Raw genomic sequence first — 16,674 nt, forward strand, 5'->3', positions numbered from 1 at the left:
GGCGGGGCGGCCGTCGCGGGCTCGGTGCCGGCCGCGCCCAGCGCCACGGCGCCGGCGCCGGCGACGCCCCACCCGATCAGGGATCGGCGACTGAGCTCCGGTCCCGGTGCCGGGGCCGGTCGTGGGGTCTGCGCCATCGGTCTCCTCCTCGATACGGTGGCGTTGTGCGGTCAGGGCTGCGCGCCGGCCGGCAGTGGCGCGGACCAGACGTCGGCGATCGACGGGTCGTAGCCCTCGCCGGTGTCCCGGAACCGCACCCGGACCGCGCCGTCGCGGGTCGCGTCCGGCAGATCGACGACGAACTGGTAGCTGACTGTGCCGGCCCCACCGGCGGTGCGCCGCCAGGACCGGGTGTGGACCGACATGCCGTCGACGAGGACCTCGTAGTCCTTCAGTTGCGCCTGGTCGTACGTCTCGACGGCACGCAGCACGAACGGTGCGCCCGGTGTGACGGCGAGGTCGAACTCGAACCACCCGTCGGGCTGGGTGACGTTGGTGTAGCGCCGGGTCAGGCCCGCCTCGGTGCCGGTGCCGGAGTAGGCCGAGGCGGCGAGCCGGTGCGCCTGCTCCGACGCCGCGTCACCGAGATCCACGTGGTCGTACGCGCCGGCCGGCGGGTTGGTGATCCGGACCTGGACCGGCACCGCGCGCCGTTCGGCCTCCGTGTCCCCCGTGGCGACGGTGACCGTCGCCGGTCCTTCCGTCGTCGACAGTGGCGCGGTGACGGCCGTGGACACGGTGGCCTCCGCCCCCGGGGCGAGGTCGTACCCGGCGGCGGGTGCCACCGCCCAGCCGTCCGCCGCCACGGTGGTGAGTCGCCCGGTCACCGGCGCGGTGGACCGGTTGCGCAGCACGGTGGTGACGGTGGTCGCGGCGCCGGGGGCGACGGGTTCCGCGGCCGCGGACACGATCTGCACCGCCGGCACGGTGCTGACCGTTCCCGACACCGGCAGGGTCGCGGTGCCACCCCCGTGCCGATAGCTTACCGACCCGTCGACGGTCGCGGTGCCCGGCGACTGCCCGAGGGGGATCCGCAGGTCGTAGCGGTGCCGCACGGTGGCGCCCGGCGCGACCGTGGTGGGCCGGGCGCCGACGGGGGTCGCCGTCCAGCCGTCCGGGACCTGCAGCGCGGACGTCACCGCGGTGAGCGGCCCGGTGCCGCCGTTGGTGACGGCGACAGTGGCGTGCAGGAGGTCGCCGGGCATCCGCTCGCCGACCGGCAGGTCGAGGGTCATCACCGCTCCGAGCAGCGCCGAGGAGGCCGCGGAGAGCCGCTGGCCCACCGTGGTGAGCAGGGTGGTGAGGCGGTCGGCCTGGGCGGCGCTGATCCTTCCGGCGTCGACCTGGGTGCGCAGCCACCGGCGCACGTCGTCCGCCGTGGCCAGGGCCCGGTGCGCGTGCGCCGCGGCGGCACGGGCGTCGCCCGCGAGGTGGGCCGTGCGGGCCGCCGTGCTGGCGGTGGCGAGCTGACCGAACCGGGCATCCAGGTACGCCTCCGCGGGCCGACCGAGTTCGCCGGCGAGTTCGTCGGTCAGCGATCGCAGCGCCGTCACCGCGTCACCGGCGTCGCCGAGGTCACCGAGCACCCGGTCGACGGCGAAGGAGTAGGTGCCGGATCCGATCTCGTAGACGGCGACCGCTCCGTCCACCCGGACGAACCGCACCCCGGGGGCCGCCTCCGCCGGACGGTCGCCCTCGGTGACCGCGTGCCGGGTCGGCGTCGGGATGCGTACGGTCGCCGTCACGTTCGCCGGGACGGTGAGACGCAGCCGCATGTCGCCCCGGGTGTCGAGGCTCCAGTCGCTGCCGATGACGCCCTGCGCCGCCCGGTACGAGGCGCGGGCGGAGGTGAGGCCGCCACCGGGCTGCGGCGCGAACGTGAGATGCGTGTACCCGGGGTTGCCGGGGTCGGGTTGGATGCCGGCGACGGTCCGGTACATCCAATCGCCGACGGCACCGTAGGCGTAGTGGTTGAAGGAGTTCATCGACACGTCGCCGAAACTCCCGTCCGGCATGATCGAGTTCCAGCGCTCCCAGATGGTGGTCGCGCCCTTGGCGATCTCGTAGCCCCACGACGGGTAGGTGTCGTTGAGCAGCAGCCGGTACGCGACGTCCAGGTGCCCGGTGTCGCTCAACGCCGGCAACAGGTCAGGGGTGCCCAGGAACCCGGTGGACAGGTGCCAGTCGTGCCGCCGCACGTTGTCGACCAGCCGGTCGGCGGCCTCGGCGCGCACCGGTTCGGGCAACAGTCCCATGCCGATGGCCAGCACGTACCCGGTCTGGCTGTCACCCGCGACGGCGCCGTCGGCCGAGACGTACGCGTCGACGAACGCCTCGGCGATGTCCCGGGACAACGCCGCGTAGCGTGCCGCGTCGGCGTCCCGGCCGATCGCCTCCGCCATCTCCCCCAGCAGCCGGATCCCGTACGCGTAGTAGGCGGTGCCGATGACTCCGGCGGGCGTCGGGTCGTCGAGGTTGAGCCAGTCGAGGTACGGGCCCGCGTTCGCGCGCAGGTGCCCCGAGCTGGTGCTCTCCAGCCAGGACGCGTACCGCACCATCGACGGGTAGTGCTCCTCGACGACCTGGATGTCCCCGTAGCGCTGCCACAGCGTGTACGGCACCGTGATGCCGGCGTCGGCCCATCCCGTCGCCCCGTCACCGCAGCAGGCGCGGGGGGCCACGTCGGGGTACGCGCCGTTCGCCGACTGCGCGTCGCGCAGGTCCTGCAGCCACTTGGTGAGGAAGGTCAGGCTGTCCATGTTGAACGTCGCCGTCTCCGCGAAGACGTTGATGTCGCCGGTCCAGCCCAGCCGCTCGTCGCGCGCCGGGGTGTCGGTCGGGATGGAGAGGAAGTTGCCGCGCTGCCCCCAGGTGATGTTGGAGTGCAGCTGGTTCACCATCGCGTTGGAGGTTTCGAACTCGCTGGTGAGTTCCCCGTCGGTGTGCATCACCAGGCCGGTGACGGTGGCCAGGTCGGGAGTGCCGGGGAAGCCGGTCAGTTCGACGTAGCGGAAGCCGTGGAAGGTGAACGCCGGTTCGTAGACTTCCGCCGCACCTCCGCGCAGCGTGTAGTGGTCGGTGGCCTGCGCCGAACGCAGGTTCGCCGTGTACGCCGTGCCGTCCGGGTTGAGCACCTCGGCGTGCCGGATGCGGACCGTGGCGCCGGCCGGCCCGGAGACGCGCAGCCGGACCTTGCCCACCATGTTCTGCCCGAGGTCGAAGATCCAGGTGCCGGGGGTCGGCTGGGTCAGTGCCCGGGCCGGCAGCTCCTGCACGACCCGCACGGGCGGGTCGACCTGGGCGACGAGCCGTCCGGTGGCACCAGTCTCGTCCACCGTGGCCGGTGACCAGGCGGAGTCGTCGAACCCGGGACGGTCCCAGCCGGGCGGGAGCCGGCGCGCGTCGTACGTCTCACCGTGGATCAGGTCGCTCTGCCGGAAGGGCCCGGGTGTGGCGCGCCAGGAGCCGTCGGTGCCGACCGTCTCCGTACGCCCGTCGGCGTAGTCGACGACCAGCTGCGCGCTCAGATGCGGGCGGGAGCCGTAGTGGTCGGTGCCGAACGAGGCGATGGTGCCGGCGTACCAACCGTCACCGAGCAGGGCGCCGAGGACGTTGTCGCCCCGGCGGAGCTGCCCGGTCACGTCGTACGTCTGGTACTGCACCCGCTTGTCGTAGTCGGTCCAGCCGGGCGCCAACTCGTGGTCACCGACCCGTCGGCCGTTGAGCGACAACTGGTAGACGCCGAGGGCGGTGGCGTAGATCCGGGCGCGGGTGACCTTCCCGTCGACGTGGAATCCCCGGCGCAGCAGCGGGTTCGCGTCCAGCGCGGTCAGCATCGCCTCGGTGCCGCCGCTGACCCGCAGCCCGTCGCCGGTGGGCGTGCCACCGCCGAACGGGTTCTCCCCGTCGGTGAGCGACGCCGCGAACAGTGCGCTGTCGCCGCTGGTCACGGAGAAGTCCGAGAAGACGCCGCTTTCGACGCCGTCGGTGCGCAGGCCGACCGACCCGCCGCGGTGTGCGCCGTCGCGCGTGACGTCGACCTGGGTGCCGTCGACCCAGGTGGTGATGGTGTCGCCGGCCGCGGTGATTCGCAGCGTGTGCGGGGCGGTCAGCCGCTCGGCCGGCACGACGTCGCCGAGCGGCACCTCCTTGAGCACGCGCCAGGCGCCGTCGGTGCGTACGTGCGGCCGCAGTTTCGCGGTGCCACCGACGATCGAGAACTGCCACATGTAGGCGTTGGCCGGGCCGGTGGCACGCAGGTAGACGCCGGCGGCGTCACGTTCGAGGCGGACCGTGGTCTGCACGGTGTAGTCCGCCCAGGACTCGGTGGGCGACGGCAGCCCGATCCAGTCCGCTCGCCAGCCCGCCGCGCCCAGGACACCGGTCTCCCAGGAGGCCGGTTCGCTCCAGCCCGAGGCGTGGCCCGCGGTGTCCCACACCCGCACCTGCCAGACGTATCGGGTGCGAGGCCGTAGTTCGGGGCCCGCGTACGGGACGAGGACGCTCTGCCGCGACCGGACCCGCCCGCTGTCCCAGACGTCAGGGTCGTCGAGTCGGGCCGTGCTCGTAGCCACGCGCACCTGGTAGGACGCCTGGATCACGCCACGCGCGGTGGAGTCGAGCCGCCAGCCCAGCCGGGGTCGCGGCACGTCCAGCCCGATCGGGTTCGTCGTCCGCTCGGCGGTCAGGCCGGCCACGGCCAGCGCGGGCGCCGAGGGTCGGGCGGCGGCCGCCGGCCCGGCCGACACCACGGCGGTCGTCGGGCCGGCGAGGAGCAGGAGCGCCGTGGTGAGCGCGAGGCGGCGCCGAGTCGGGAGCTTCATACCGGGTCCTCACCCTTCTGTGCGACGACGGCCGCGGCGGTCCGGGCCGGGCCGGGCCGCCGATGCGGCCCGGCCGGTGGGTCAGCGGGGTTGGGTGGCCGACGCGGAGACCGGGCGGAGGCTGGACCGCCCCGAACCCACCTCGAACACGGCGCGACCCTTCTCGATGCCGAGGAAGGTGGCCTTGCTCGGTCCGGCCGAGCGGTAGGACTTCCCGGCCGTGACCGGCAGGGCGACCCGGGCCGTGACGTTGACCGGCACGTCGAGGTCGACCCGCAGCCCCGAATCGGTACGCCGCCAGTCGAGCCGCACCGGCCCCCGCTGGGTGGGCACGACACCGGACGCGCGGTCCAGGCCCACGGCGGGCGGCGCCACGTCGACGCGGGCGGCGCCGGGGCTGGCGGTACGCACACCCAGCAGGGTCTCCTGCACGTCCACCACGGCCTGGGCGCCCCAACCGTGGGACTGGCTGAAGTTGCTGCCGGGGTCGAGGGTCCACGCCTCCCAGGTGAAGGTGCCGCCCTGGGCGAGGATGTCGGCCCAGCCGAGGTCGTCGGCGTTGGTCAGCAGGCGCAGCACCGCGTCGGGACGGTCGGCGTCGGCCAGCGCCCGCAGCAGCCAGTGCGCCGTCATCGGGCCCTGCTTCATGCCCATCGACGCGAGGTGCTCGGCCAGCGCCGGCAGGTCCGTACGCGGGGCCACTCCGTGCGCGATGGCGTACGAGGTCGAGTGCTGGCCGGCGTGCGCGCTGGGCTCGCCGGTGGCCGACAGCCCGTCGACGTAGACGCCGTCGGGCCGGCGCAGCTTCGCGTTGATCGTCTCGGTGAGAGCAGCGGCGTGCCCTTCGTAGGTGGCGACCTCGGCGGCCGGCCGGTCGAGCGTCGCGGCCATCCGGGCGGTGGTGCGGAGCACGTCGACACCCTGCGCGTTGATCGTGGTGCGGGCGGCGGCGCTCATGTCGTACCCGAACCGGCCGGGTTCGGGCCAGTCCACGATGCCGAAGCGGTACGCGCCGCTGCCGCCGGCCAGTTCGGTGACCAGGCCGGCGGTGGGGCCGGTGGCCGGGATGTGGCGCAGCACGTAGTCGGCGGTGTCCCGGATGGCCGGGTACGCCTCGGCGAGCAGGGCCCGGTCGCCGGTCTCGACCCAGTAGCGCCACACCCAGTCGACGAACATCAGCGAGTAGTCGGGGATGTCCCGCTTACCGTCCCCGTTGGGGTAGACGGCGTTGTAGCGGCCCCGGTCGTCGCCGGTGTTCCAGTAGCGGGCGGCCGAGCGGAGGAACTCGCGGATGGCCTGCTGCGTGGCGTCGCGCTCGCCGTACGCGCCCATGGTGGCGTAGGAGATGTTCGCGGCGTCGCCGAGGAACTGCCCCTTCTCCCGGGTGGGGGTGTCGACGAACGCCTCCTGGACGGAGTAGAGCGCGGAGCGCGCCATCATCGCCCACACCTCGTTCAGCGTGGCGTCCGAGCTGGCGAAGGTGGCCTTTCCGCCGGGCGGGACGTCGGTGTGCACCACGATGGCCGAGACGTCGTCGAGCGCGATGTCCTCGCCGGCGTCGGGGATCTCCAGGTAGCGGAAACCGAGGTGGGTGAAGGCCCGGAACTCCTGCGCCCCGTCGGTCTGGATGTAGGGGAAGCTCATGTCGGTGCCCTGCGACAGCAGGGTGGACGTGGCGACCCGGCCGCTGTCGGTGAGGGTGTAGCCGGCCCGGATGGGGACCGTGTGTCCGGTCACGCCGGCGTGGAACCGTACGACCGGTCGGGCGGGGATGACCACGCCGAAGTCGGCGACGACCGTGCCGTCGGCGGCGGTACGCAGCGCGACCGGGGCGACCGTCCGCTCCGCCAGCCGGGTCTCCTGGCCGATCAGGTGCGGCGACGACGCGGTGGGGTGTGCGCCGACGACCTCGGCGGCGGTGAACGGGGCGACGTCGTCGTCGTAGCCGGGCCGTGTCCAACCGGTCATCTCGGCCCGGGCGTCCTGCCGCTCGACCCGGTCCCCCTCGCCGTTGCGCCGCTCGGCGGCGGCGACGAACCGGCTGTCCCGGGCGACCCGCCAGGACCCGTCGGTGACGAACACCTCGCGGGTGCCGTCGGCGTGCTCGACGACCAGTTTCAGCAACACACCGCGCGATCCGGCGGGACGACCCTGGCCGCTGCCGTACCAGTGGTACCGCAGCCCGATGGCCAGCGGCTTGCCGGCGGCCACCAGGTTGGTGACGTCGGCGGCCTGGTAGTAGTCCTCACCCTGGTAGCCGAAGGAGGTGCCCCGGTCGGCGCGGACGCCGTTGAGGTAGAGCTCGTAGGTGTGGTCGGCCGCGGTGTAGGCGCGGGCCCGCACGACGCGACTGGCGGCGGGCCGGACCTCGGTGCGGGCGAGGGTGTAGTCGTCCGCCTCGGTGGTCGCGCGGCGGATCCAGCTGGCGCCCTCCCACTCGCTGTCGGCGATGCCGGTCTCGAATTCGCCGGTGGCGGGCGGGGACTGCCGGCCGGTGCGGTCCCAGGTGCGTACGGTCCACCGGTACGCCGCTCCGGCGCGCAGCCCGGGCCCGGTGTACGGGACGTACGACTGCTGGTCGGAGGCGACCTTGCCGGAGTCCCAGACGGGGCCGCCGTCCCGCCGGGCGACGGTGATCCGGTAGGCGGTCTGCACCTCACCGGGGTCGGCGTCGCGCGGGAGCCAGCCGAACCGCGGCGTGCCTTCCACGTTGAGCGGGTGGGCACGGTCGTCGACCGTGAGGGCGTCCGGCGCGTCCGGGGCGTGCCCCCGGGCGGCGTACGCCGGCGGAGCCCCGGCCAGCACGGTCCCGACGACGGTCGCGACCGCCGCGATGGCGACCGTACGGCGTCTTCCGGAAAGCGGCCGGTGGTCGACGATCCGAGGGATCACGCCTGCCTCCTCCACCTTATGAATCGTTTCAGGCAGGCTACGTGCTCGTCAGCGTCGTGTGAAGGTGTCCTTCATGGCCGGATCCGGCCAGCGAGGACATCGATGAACGCCTCCACGGGACGTGAGGACCCTTCCCGTTGCGTGATCAAAGGCCTACCGTATGTCCCGTCGATGCCGGTGAGAGGGGGCGCCTCGTGGCGGAGTACGACTACATAGTGGTCGGTGCGGGCGCGGCCGGTTGTGTGCTCGCCAACCGGTTGACCGAGGACCCGGGGACCAAGGTCCTGCTGATCGAGGCGGGCGGGTGGGACCGCAGTCCCTTCGTCCGCATCCCCAAGGGCTTCAGCAAGCTGATGGACGACCGGCGCACGGCCTGGCACTACCCCGCCGAGGTCGCATCGGGGCAGCGCGAGGTCTGGCAGCGCGGCCGGATCATCGGCGGCTCCAGCTCGATCAACGGGATGGTGTACGGGCGCGGCGACCGGCTCGACTACGACGAGCTGGAACGGCTCGGCAATCCGGGCTGGGGCTGGGACACCATGCTGCCGATCTTCAAGCGGTTGGAGGACAATCCACTCGGCGCTTCCGAGGTACGCGGCGCAGGTGGCCCGCTGCGCCTCTCCACCGCCACCGGCACCGACGAACTCTGCGAGGAGATCATCGCCAGCGGCGAGGAGCTGGGCTGGCGGCGCGTCGACGACCTGAACGCCGACGACGACGATCGGATCGGCTACCTGACGGCCACCATCCGTGACGGCCGCCGGGTCAGCGCGGCCGAGGCGTTCCTGCACCCGGTACGCGACCGGCCCAACCTCACCGTCGCCGTGCACACGGTGGTGCTCCGTCTTCTGATCCACAACGGACGGGCCCTGGGCGTACGCACCGAGCAGCGGGGCGAGGTCGTCGACTGCTACGCCTCGGCCGAGGTCATCCTCGCCGCCGGCGCGCTGGCCTCACCGCAGCTGCTCCAGGTATCCGGCGTCGGCCCGGCCGACACGTTGCGCGAGGCGGGTGTCCCCGTGCTGCTCGACCGTCCCCGGGTCGGCGTCGGGCTGAGGGAACACCGGTCCGTGCCGCTGCAGTTCCGGCTGGCCGCCCCGGGTGGCTACAACGCCGCACTCAGCAGCGGGTCCGGCCAGGCGATGGCCGCGCTGCGATACCTGTTCACCCGTCGCGGGCCGCTCGCCCTTCCGGTGTCCGACGTCGGGGCGTACATCCGCTCCAGCCCGGAGGTGGACCGCCCGGACGCGCAGGTGCTGCTGGCGCCGTTCTCGGCCGCGCCACGTCGGCCGGGTCGGGCGTTGGAGCTGGAACGCGAGCCGGGGCTGATGGGCCTGGTCACGGTGACCCGGCCGGAGAGCGAGGGCAGCCTCGCCATCACCTCCGCCGACCCGGGCGCGTCGCCACGCATCGTCGCCAACTACTACCAGCACCCCTACGACCGGCGGGTCGCGGTGGGCGCCTTCCGCCGGGTGCGGGAGCTGTTCGCCACCAACCCGATCGCCAAGCGCATCTCGGCGGAGACGTTGCCCGGCCCGACCGTCCAGGACGACGACGAGATCGTGCGGGCCGCGCTGGACAACGGCTACTGCGGGTACCACGCGGTGGGCACCTGCGGCATGGGCCCGGACGACGACTCGGTCGTCGACCCGCAGCTGCGCGTACGCGGCGTGCAGCGGCTCCGGGTCGTCGACGCGTCGGTGCTGCCGGTGCTGGTCTCCGGCTACCTCAACGCCCCGGTGATGGCCCTGGCCTGGCGGGCCGCCGACCTGATCCTGGAACGCTGACGCACGAGGCGGGGCGTGTCATCCGGCGGGCGGGTCGACCCGAACCGAAGCGGAGGCTCACAGCCCTTCGCAGGGCCTGCCGTCGATGGCGCAGCTCGCGGGTCCCTTCGCGAACGCCGCGGAGTCGCGTACGTCGAACCGGATGGTCTGTGACTTCCCGGCCGGTACGGCCGATCCGGTGAACGTGACGGTCTGGCCGTCCTGCCGCCACTGGGCACCACTGACCTTGCCGATCTCGCTGTCGTCGGAGAACGTCACGACGACCGTCCAGTCCGCGCCCGCCACATCGCCCGGGTTGGTGACCCTCACCTCGCCGGTGTAGCCGAGCAGGCGACTGTTGACGTTCTCGTAGCGCGCCGTCATGACCGGTCCGGGCGGCTGCGGCGGCGGCGCGGACCCGGACGTGCGGGACGGCTTCGCCGTGGGCGTACGGCTCGGCCGCAGGCTCGGACTCGACGTACGGCTCGGCCGGGCGGACGAGGTGGCCGGGATGGGACGACTCGACGCCGCCGTCGATCCGGTCACGGTCGCCGTCGGCGTGGGAGGGGGCTGCGCCCCGCTCTGCTCCGGCGGCTCCGACCGCAGCGCCCAGGCCGCCGCGCCACCGGCGAGGAGCACGCCGACCCCGGCCGCGAGGAGCACCACTCCCCGACGGCCGCGCGGCTTCGACGCGCCCGCCCACTCCAGCACCGGCAGCTCGGCGGTCATCCCGGCATCGCCACGGCGCAGGTCGACCTGCTGGAACGCGAACCAGTCGAGGATCGCGGGCAGCCGGTTGGCCAGCGCCTGCTGGAAACCCTGTTCCCGGGCGGCACGCAGCTCGGTGGTCCACTCTCCGTCCTGGAGGGTCTCCCGCAACGACAGCCGGCAGCCCTCCGCGGTGGGCGTGAGCGTGCAGGTGAGCAGGCTCCGGCGGCCGGCCTCCAGGCACCGCATGGTGACCATCTCCGGGGCCCGCTGCTCGACCACCTCGGCTCCGACGACGTCGTCGAAGCCGGGCAGCGCCGCCGTGGCGAACAGCAGCCGGCCCGGCGCGTCGGCCGCCGCCGTGGTGTCGGCGAACCACCGGCCGAGCAGCTCCGGGTCGGTCAATGCGTGCCAGACCCGGTCAGCAGGGTGGAACAGGTCGACCTGCGCACTGATCTCGATCACGGCGAGACTCTACGATCCAGGGTGGTCGGTCGCACGGCACGGGGTCCCTTCCGGCGCACCGGATGCGGCACGCGCCGTCAGATCCCGGCCGGCGCCGGCTGGGCCTGGTGGACGGCGCGCGGCGTGCCGGCGCCACGGATCGGGGTGCAGAGTCCACCGAGCGCGACCAGGACGCAGCCGGCGCCCGCCACGAGCATCACGGCGGTGACCCCAAACCGTCCCGCCGCCCAGGTCAGCACGGCGGCGCCGGCCGGTCCCAGCGAGTAGTGGGTGCTCCAGAAGGCGGACGTGACCCGGCCGAGCAGATGATCCGGAGTGATCTCCTGGCGCAGCGACATCGAGGAGATGCCACCGACGCTGATACCGCACAGGTACACGGCGGTCAGCACGGTCACGGCGCGCACATCGCTCACGAGTCCCACACCCGCGAGGGCGAGGCCGCACAACAGTTGCGCACCGATCCAGGCCGTGCCGAAGCCGCGGCGGCGGCGCAGCGGCGCCACCAGCAGCGCCCCGGCGACGGTGCCCAGCGCGGCCAGACCGAGTACGGCGCCGACCGTACCGTCGGTGCCGCCCAGGTCGTGCTTGACGTGGTAGACGAGCACGTCGGTGAAGCCGTAGGTCAGGAAGATGAAGACCGCCAGCAGCACGGTGAGGGCGCGCAGCACGGGCTGCCGCCAGAGGAACCGCGCTCCGGCGAGGAACTCGGCCAGCGGTTTCTCCCGCCGGACGACGCCTTGCACCTCGCTACGCGGCCGGAACCGGATCATCCGCAGGCCCACAGCCGACACGGCGAAACTCATCGCGTTGACGGCGAGCGCCATCGTGGGGCCGACCCGGGCCGAGACCACCCCGGCGAGCAGCGGCCCGGCCACCGCCGTCAGCGCGAAGGTGGCCTGCAACCGCCCGTTGGCCTCGGTGATGCGGTCCCGGTCCACCAGGGCCGGTACCGAGGCGACCGCGGCGATCTGGAAGAGCATCCCGGCCGCCTCGCAGATCGGCAGCACGAGGAAGAGCAGCCAGACCTGCGGCCCGGCGAGCCAGGCCAATGGGATGACGCCGTAGAGCACCAGGCGTACGACGTCCACGCCGATCATCAGGGTGCGCCGGTCGTACCGGTCGACCAGGACGCCGCCGAATATCCCCGCGCCCACCGACGCGGCGCCGGCCACCGCGGTCAGCAGGCCCATCTGCGCGACCGATCCGGTGGCGTGCAGCACGAGCAGCGGGACGGCGAGGAACGCGAACGCGTCGCCCGCGGCGGAGAGCGACTGCGCGAACCAGTACGTGCTGAAGGCGCGGTCCCGCCACAACGAGCGGGCGGGCGTCGGCGTGCCACGGCTCATTGCCGCACGGTACCGGCCCGAGGCGTCCCGGGCTGGGATGGCCGCGGGCGGACCTTCCCGGGCCGACGGGGCGACGGGGCGACCGGGCGACGGGATCAGCGCACCGGCATGAGCGGCGCGTAGTCGGCAGCGCCGAGCGGGTCGCGGGAGAGGGAACCGTCACCCCGCGGTACGTCCAGCGGCCGCCCGTCGCGTCGGAACGAGACCCGCCGCACGTCCGAGCGGGTGGTCAGCGTACAGACGATCTGACCGAAGGCGAGCACCTCGTCGCTGCGACCCGTCTCCTCCCCGGCCGCCCGGACGTCCACCTCGGCGATCGTGCCGTTCATCCGCACCCCTGCCACGCTGACCGTGCCGGGCAGCGCGCTCGCGAAGCCGGCCTCCCGCTCCTCGGCGGCCGGTCCGGCCAACAGGTGCTGGAGTTGGACGTCGACGCCCGGCAGGACGTCCACCCGCCGTACCGCGCGATCGAGCCGGTCCTCGCGGACGAAACAGAGCGTCTCGGTGGCCCGCCCGGAGGTGGCCGTCGGGCCGGCGCTACCCGTCGTGGGGAACGAACCGGGCGGCGGCTGTACGCGGCGAGGCTCCTCGTCGACCGGCACCCCGCAGCCGCCGAGGAGCCCGACGAGCAGTGCCCCGGCCAGGAGACGGCGGCTCACGGCAGGACCCCCGGCAGCTCGACCCGGAACCTCGCGCCGCCCTCCGGGCGCTCGGTCACGTCCGCGCGTCCCCCGTGTGCGGCTGCGTGTTGGGCGACGAGCGCCAGTCCGAGGCCCGTACCGTCGCTGTCGGCGCGGGCGTGCGCCACCCGGCCACGGACGAAGCGGTCGAAGATCGCCTCCCGGTCGGCGGCGGGCACGCCGGGGCCGTCGTCGTCCACCTCCAGCACACCCGTGTCGGGCGCCCGGACGCACAGGCGGACGGCGACCGCGCCACCGCCGTAGCGGCTCGCGTTGTCGAGCAGGTTCAGCAGGATCTGCTCGAACCGGCGCCGGTCCACCCGCCACTCGGTCGCCGGGCCGGGTCCGGGCTGTACCAGGCCGTCGGGGAGGCCGCGGGCCCGGCAGGTCTCCCGGGCCAGCGTCACCACGTCGACGAGTTCCCGCTGCGCGGGCTGCTCGGTGCGGGCGAGCTCGATGAGGTCGTCGACCAGGCGCTGGAAACGGCTGATCTCCTCGGCGACCAGCCGTGCCGCGGTCGCCGTACGCTCGTCGTGGTGTTCCCGCCGGCGGGTCAGGACGCTCGCCGCCGCGGCCAGGGTCTGCAACGGCGAGCGCAGCTCGTGGCTGACGTCGGCGGCGAAGCGGCGGTCCCGGTCGATACGTTCCACCAGCTCGTCGACCATCCGGTTGAACGAGGTCGACAGCCGGGTCAGGTCCGGGTCGGTGGCCGCGTCGAGGCGGGTGGTGTAGTCGCCGGCCGCGATCCGCTCGGCGGCGTCGGCCACCGCGGTGAGTGGACGGACACTGTGCCGGGTGGCGTACCACCCGAGGGCCGCGCCGGAGCCGGCGGTCATGATGGCCACGGCGGTCAACGTGAGCGCCACCACCTGGAGCGTCCGCGCGACCTCGCGCAGCGACGTGAGTTCGTAGTAGCTGGCGGTGTCGGACAGGGGGACGCCGACGAGCAGGGTGGGCTGCCCGGCCACCATGATCCGCTGCACCGCGGCCTCACCGGAGCGGACGACCCGTTGCAGCTCGGCCGGGACGGGGCTGCCGTCGATCTCGGCGGAACGGCTGTGCCACTGGCCGTCGCGGTGCAGCAGCGGACGGCGACCGGTGCCGGTGTCCAGGGACCGCAGCACCTCCACGACGTCCGGGTCCTCCGTGTCGAGCCCGGTGCGCACCACGGCCGCGTCGAAGTAGGCCGCGCGTACCGCCGTGCGCTCGCGCTCCTCCAGCAGCGAGTGCCGGGTCAGGTCGTACGAGAAGAGCGCCATCGACGCGGCCAGCAGCAGCGCGCCGACGGCGAACGCGGCGGTGACCCGAGCACGCAGTCCGAGGCGCTTCATCGTTGCAGCTTGTAGCCGAGGCCCCGGAGCGTCACCAGGTGCCGGGGGTTGGCCGGGTCGTCCTCGATCTTCTGCCGCAACCGTCCCACGTGTACGTCGACCAGGCGCTCGTCGCCGGTGTCGTAGCCCCAGACGCGTTGCAGCAACTGCCGGCGGGACAGCACCCGGCCGACGTGTTCGGCCAGTTCGCAGAGCAGCCGGAACTCGGTCCGGGTGACCGGCACGAGCTGCCCGGCCCGGCGTACCTCCCCCGCCTCCGGGCTGACCTCCAGCTCGCCGACCACGTGACTGCTGACCGGCGTGGTCTCGACCCGGCCCCGGCGCCGCAGCGCCCGCAGTCGCGCCGACAGTTCCTTTATCGCCACCGGCTTCACCACGTAGTCGTCGGCGCCGGCCTCGAGCGCGGCGACGATGTCGTGGGTGTCGTCCCGGGCGCTGACCACCACGATCGGCACGTCGTCGTCGCGGCGTAGCTGCCGGATGTACTCGAAACCGTCCATGCCCGGAAGCATCAGGTCGACCAGCACGTTGTCCGCCGGGTCGGCGCGCTGCCGTTGCAGCCCCTCCTCCGCGGTCGCCACCCCGTACGCCCGGTAACCCTCCTCTTCGAGCGCGAGCAGCAGTGCCAGCCGGATACGGTCGTCGTCCTCGATCACCAGAACGGCCGTCATACCGGCATCATCCCCAACCGGCGTGGCCTCGCCCAACCGTGGTCGCCGTTCCCCTGATTTGTCACACAACTGTCATGGAACCGAGCGACCACCTCCAAGATCGTCACAGAGGGTGGTATCCGGGTCCCCCGCCGCCCTTCGCGATCCCACCTGGCGGGGCGGCACCGGACGAGCCTCTCGTCCGGCCCGCCGGTCGCCCGTCCGGCGACGCGACGAAGGAGGGGCACGTGAGTGGCAGGGTGCTGGTCAGCGCGCTGGTCGTCGGGCTCGCCGTCGGCATGATCGGGCGGTGGGCGGTACCCGGGCGGCGGGCGGCGCCACTCTGGCTGACGCTCTCCCTCGGCGTGGCCGCCGCGCTGCTCGGTTCGATCGTCGCGCGGCTGGCGGGCACGGACATCGACGAACTTCCCGGCCCGCGGCTGACCATCCAGGCGGGGTGCGCGGCCGGCGCGGTGCTGCTCGCTCTCCTCACAGCCGGCCAAGGTGACGGCGACCACTCCACCGTCTCGAACCCACCCGACGCCGGCCGACGCCACTGACGAACCGCTCACTCGCGGGCCACCGGCCGATCTGCGGCAGGGACCGGCGGAACGAACGAAAGGAACTGGCGATGACCGTGGTACCTGCGGATCACCTGATGACTCTGATCTGCGACGGCTGCGGCGACACGATCACCGGTGCGGCTCCCGTCCTCCCGGACGCGGAGGTCGTCTGGACGCTGGTCTTCTCCAACGACTGGGTCGGCTCCCCCTTCGCCTCCGGCCCGCACCACTGCCCCCGGTGCAGCCTGAACCTGCCCGAGGACGGCACGGTTGTCGGGAACCTCGTGGGGCGGGAACGGGCGCTCGGGATCGACTACCTGGACGAGGTGGGCGGCGAACCGGCCGTCACCGAACGCGATCCGCAGGAGGCGCTCCGGCGCGCGCTGCGGGAGGCGGTGGAGCAGGGCGACCAGGTCCTCGTCGACCTCAGTGAGGTGCAGGTCATCGACTCGACGGGGCTCGGCCTGCTCGTCCGCGCCCATCAGGAGGCGCGGCAGCGGGACAGCACGCTCTGCCTGGTCGCGCCGTCCCGGTTCGTCCTGACCGTGCTGCACACCATGCGCCTCGAAGGGATCTTTCCCGTCGTGGAGAGCCGCGCGGCGGCCCTACGCGGACTCGCCGACACCTCGCCCTGACCCGGCCCGGAACGGCCGCCTCGATCCGGATCCGCCCAGTTGGCCCACCCTCGGAGGAACGATGATTCTGCCCTGGCCCGACGACGCCCTGTACCGCTACCTCCAGGACCCGGGGCCGGCGAGCGACGACGTGCGGCTCGCCGCGCTCGTCGCCCAACGGCTGGGCATCGACTGGACCACCCGCCACCAGCAGATCGAGGTCACGGTGCAGAACCGTGTGGTAATCCTCTCCGGCACGGTCGCCAACCCGGAGGTCCGCCGGGTCGCCGGTGAGCTCGCCTGGGACGTTCCGGGCGTGCTCGACGTCTGCAACACCCTCCGCCAGCCGGGCCGGCGGCGGCTGCGGGGATGACCGGGTCTGCCCCACCCACCGTCTTCGGGCGGCGTGGCGCACGCCGGTCATGCTGTACATCATGATCCGTTTCGTGTTGAACGTGCTGTGGTTGATCTTCGGCGGCGGCATCGTCCTGGCGGTCGGCTACGGCATCGCCGCGCTGATCTGCTTCGTGCTGGTGGTCACCATCCCGTTCGGTGTCGCCGCGCTACGCCTGGCCAACTACTCCCTCTGGCCCTTCGGCCGCACCCTGGTACCGAAGCCCGGCGCGGGCGTCGCGTCGGGGTTGGCCAATGTCCTGTGGGTGGTGCTGGCGGGCTGGTGGCTGGCGTTGTCGCACGTCGTCGCCGGGATCGCGCTCTGCATCACGATCATCGGTATCCCGTTCGGCATCGCCAACTTCAAGCTGGTGCCGGCGGCGTTCTGGCCGCTGGGACGCGAGGTCGTCGATCGGCCCTGAGCCGGCCTGCCGGGGCGGAAA

Annotated in this window: 12 protein-coding genes; 5 read left to right on the top strand and 7 right to left on the bottom strand. The window is 73.2% G+C overall.

The window, feature by feature from the left end:
• Positions 1–170 precede the first annotated feature (170 nt).
• Complete coding sequence (locus ABZS42_RS27245; RefSeq protein ID WP_355149963.1) at positions 171–4,823, bottom strand: family 78 glycoside hydrolase catalytic domain; 4,653 nt, start codon at positions 4,821–4,823, stop codon at positions 171–173.
• Between the two features lie 81 nt (positions 4,824–4,904).
• The gene (locus tag ABZS42_RS27250) at positions 4,905–7,715 is read right to left on the bottom strand and encodes a family 78 glycoside hydrolase catalytic domain (protein WP_355149965.1); all 2,811 of its coding nucleotides are present in this window, start codon (positions 7,713–7,715) and stop codon (positions 4,905–4,907) included.
• A 194-nt stretch (positions 7,716–7,909) separates the two neighbouring features.
• Between ABZS42_RS27250 and ABZS42_RS27255 the strand changes: the two genes are divergently transcribed.
• A complete protein-coding gene (locus tag ABZS42_RS27255; RefSeq protein WP_355149967.1) occupies positions 7,910–9,502 on the top strand; it encodes a GMC family oxidoreductase N-terminal domain-containing protein in 1,593 nt (530 codons plus the stop codon).
• A gap of 57 nt (positions 9,503–9,559) precedes the next feature.
• Here ABZS42_RS27255 and ABZS42_RS27260 read toward each other — a convergent pair whose 3' ends face one another.
• From ABZS42_RS27260 to ABZS42_RS27280, 5 genes are all read right to left on the bottom strand, one after another.
• The gene (locus tag ABZS42_RS27260) at positions 9,560–10,654 is read right to left on the bottom strand and encodes an SRPBCC domain-containing protein (protein ID WP_355149969.1); all 1,095 of its coding nucleotides are present in this window, start codon (positions 10,652–10,654) and stop codon (positions 9,560–9,562) included.
• Between the two features lie 77 nt (positions 10,655–10,731).
• Complete coding sequence (locus tag ABZS42_RS27265) at positions 10,732–12,000, bottom strand: MFS transporter (RefSeq protein ID WP_355149971.1); 1,269 nt, start codon at positions 11,998–12,000, stop codon at positions 10,732–10,734.
• A gap of 95 nt (positions 12,001–12,095) precedes the next feature.
• Positions 12,096–12,659: a GerMN domain-containing protein gene (locus ABZS42_RS27270; protein ID WP_355149973.1), complete on the bottom strand. Its 564-nt coding sequence runs from the start codon at positions 12,657–12,659 to the stop codon at positions 12,096–12,098.
• Positions 12,656–14,011 (bottom strand): HAMP domain-containing sensor histidine kinase, encoded by a 1,356-nt coding sequence (locus ABZS42_RS27275; protein ID WP_355149975.1) that lies wholly within the window; start codon positions 14,009–14,011, stop codon positions 12,656–12,658. Before ABZS42_RS27275 ends, ABZS42_RS27270 begins: the two co-directional genes overlap by 4 nt.
• On the bottom strand, positions 14,008–14,682 hold the full coding sequence (locus tag ABZS42_RS27280) for a response regulator transcription factor (protein WP_355149977.1): 675 nt from the start codon (positions 14,680–14,682) through the stop codon (positions 14,008–14,010). The genes ABZS42_RS27275 and ABZS42_RS27280 overlap by 4 nt, the downstream gene beginning before the upstream one ends.
• A gap of 227 nt (positions 14,683–14,909) precedes the next feature.
• On the opposite strand from ABZS42_RS27280, the gene ABZS42_RS27285 reads away from it, so the two are divergent.
• The 4 genes from ABZS42_RS27285 (at position 14,910) to ABZS42_RS27300 (ending at position 16,653) form a co-directional block, all read left to right on the top strand.
• Positions 14,910–15,221, top strand: a complete 312-nt coding sequence (locus tag ABZS42_RS27285; RefSeq protein WP_355149979.1) for a hypothetical protein — start codon at positions 14,910–14,912, stop codon at positions 15,219–15,221.
• Positions 15,222–15,292: 71 nt separating this feature from the next.
• Complete coding sequence (locus ABZS42_RS27290) at positions 15,293–15,859, top strand: STAS domain-containing protein (protein WP_355149980.1); 567 nt, start codon at positions 15,293–15,295, stop codon at positions 15,857–15,859.
• 61 nt (positions 15,860–15,920) lie between these two features.
• On the top strand, positions 15,921–16,211 hold the full coding sequence (locus ABZS42_RS27295; protein ID WP_355149982.1) for a BON domain-containing protein: 291 nt from the start codon (positions 15,921–15,923) through the stop codon (positions 16,209–16,211).
• A gap of 61 nt (positions 16,212–16,272) precedes the next feature.
• Positions 16,273–16,653: a YccF domain-containing protein gene (locus ABZS42_RS27300; RefSeq protein ID WP_355149984.1), complete on the top strand. Its 381-nt coding sequence runs from the start codon at positions 16,273–16,275 to the stop codon at positions 16,651–16,653.
• Positions 16,654–16,674: the final 21 nt, after the last annotated feature.

Origin of the sequence: Micromonospora sp. NPDC005367, from assembly GCF_040606825.1 — a bacterium.
GTDB lineage: Bacteria > Actinomycetota > Actinomycetes > Mycobacteriales > Micromonosporaceae > Micromonospora.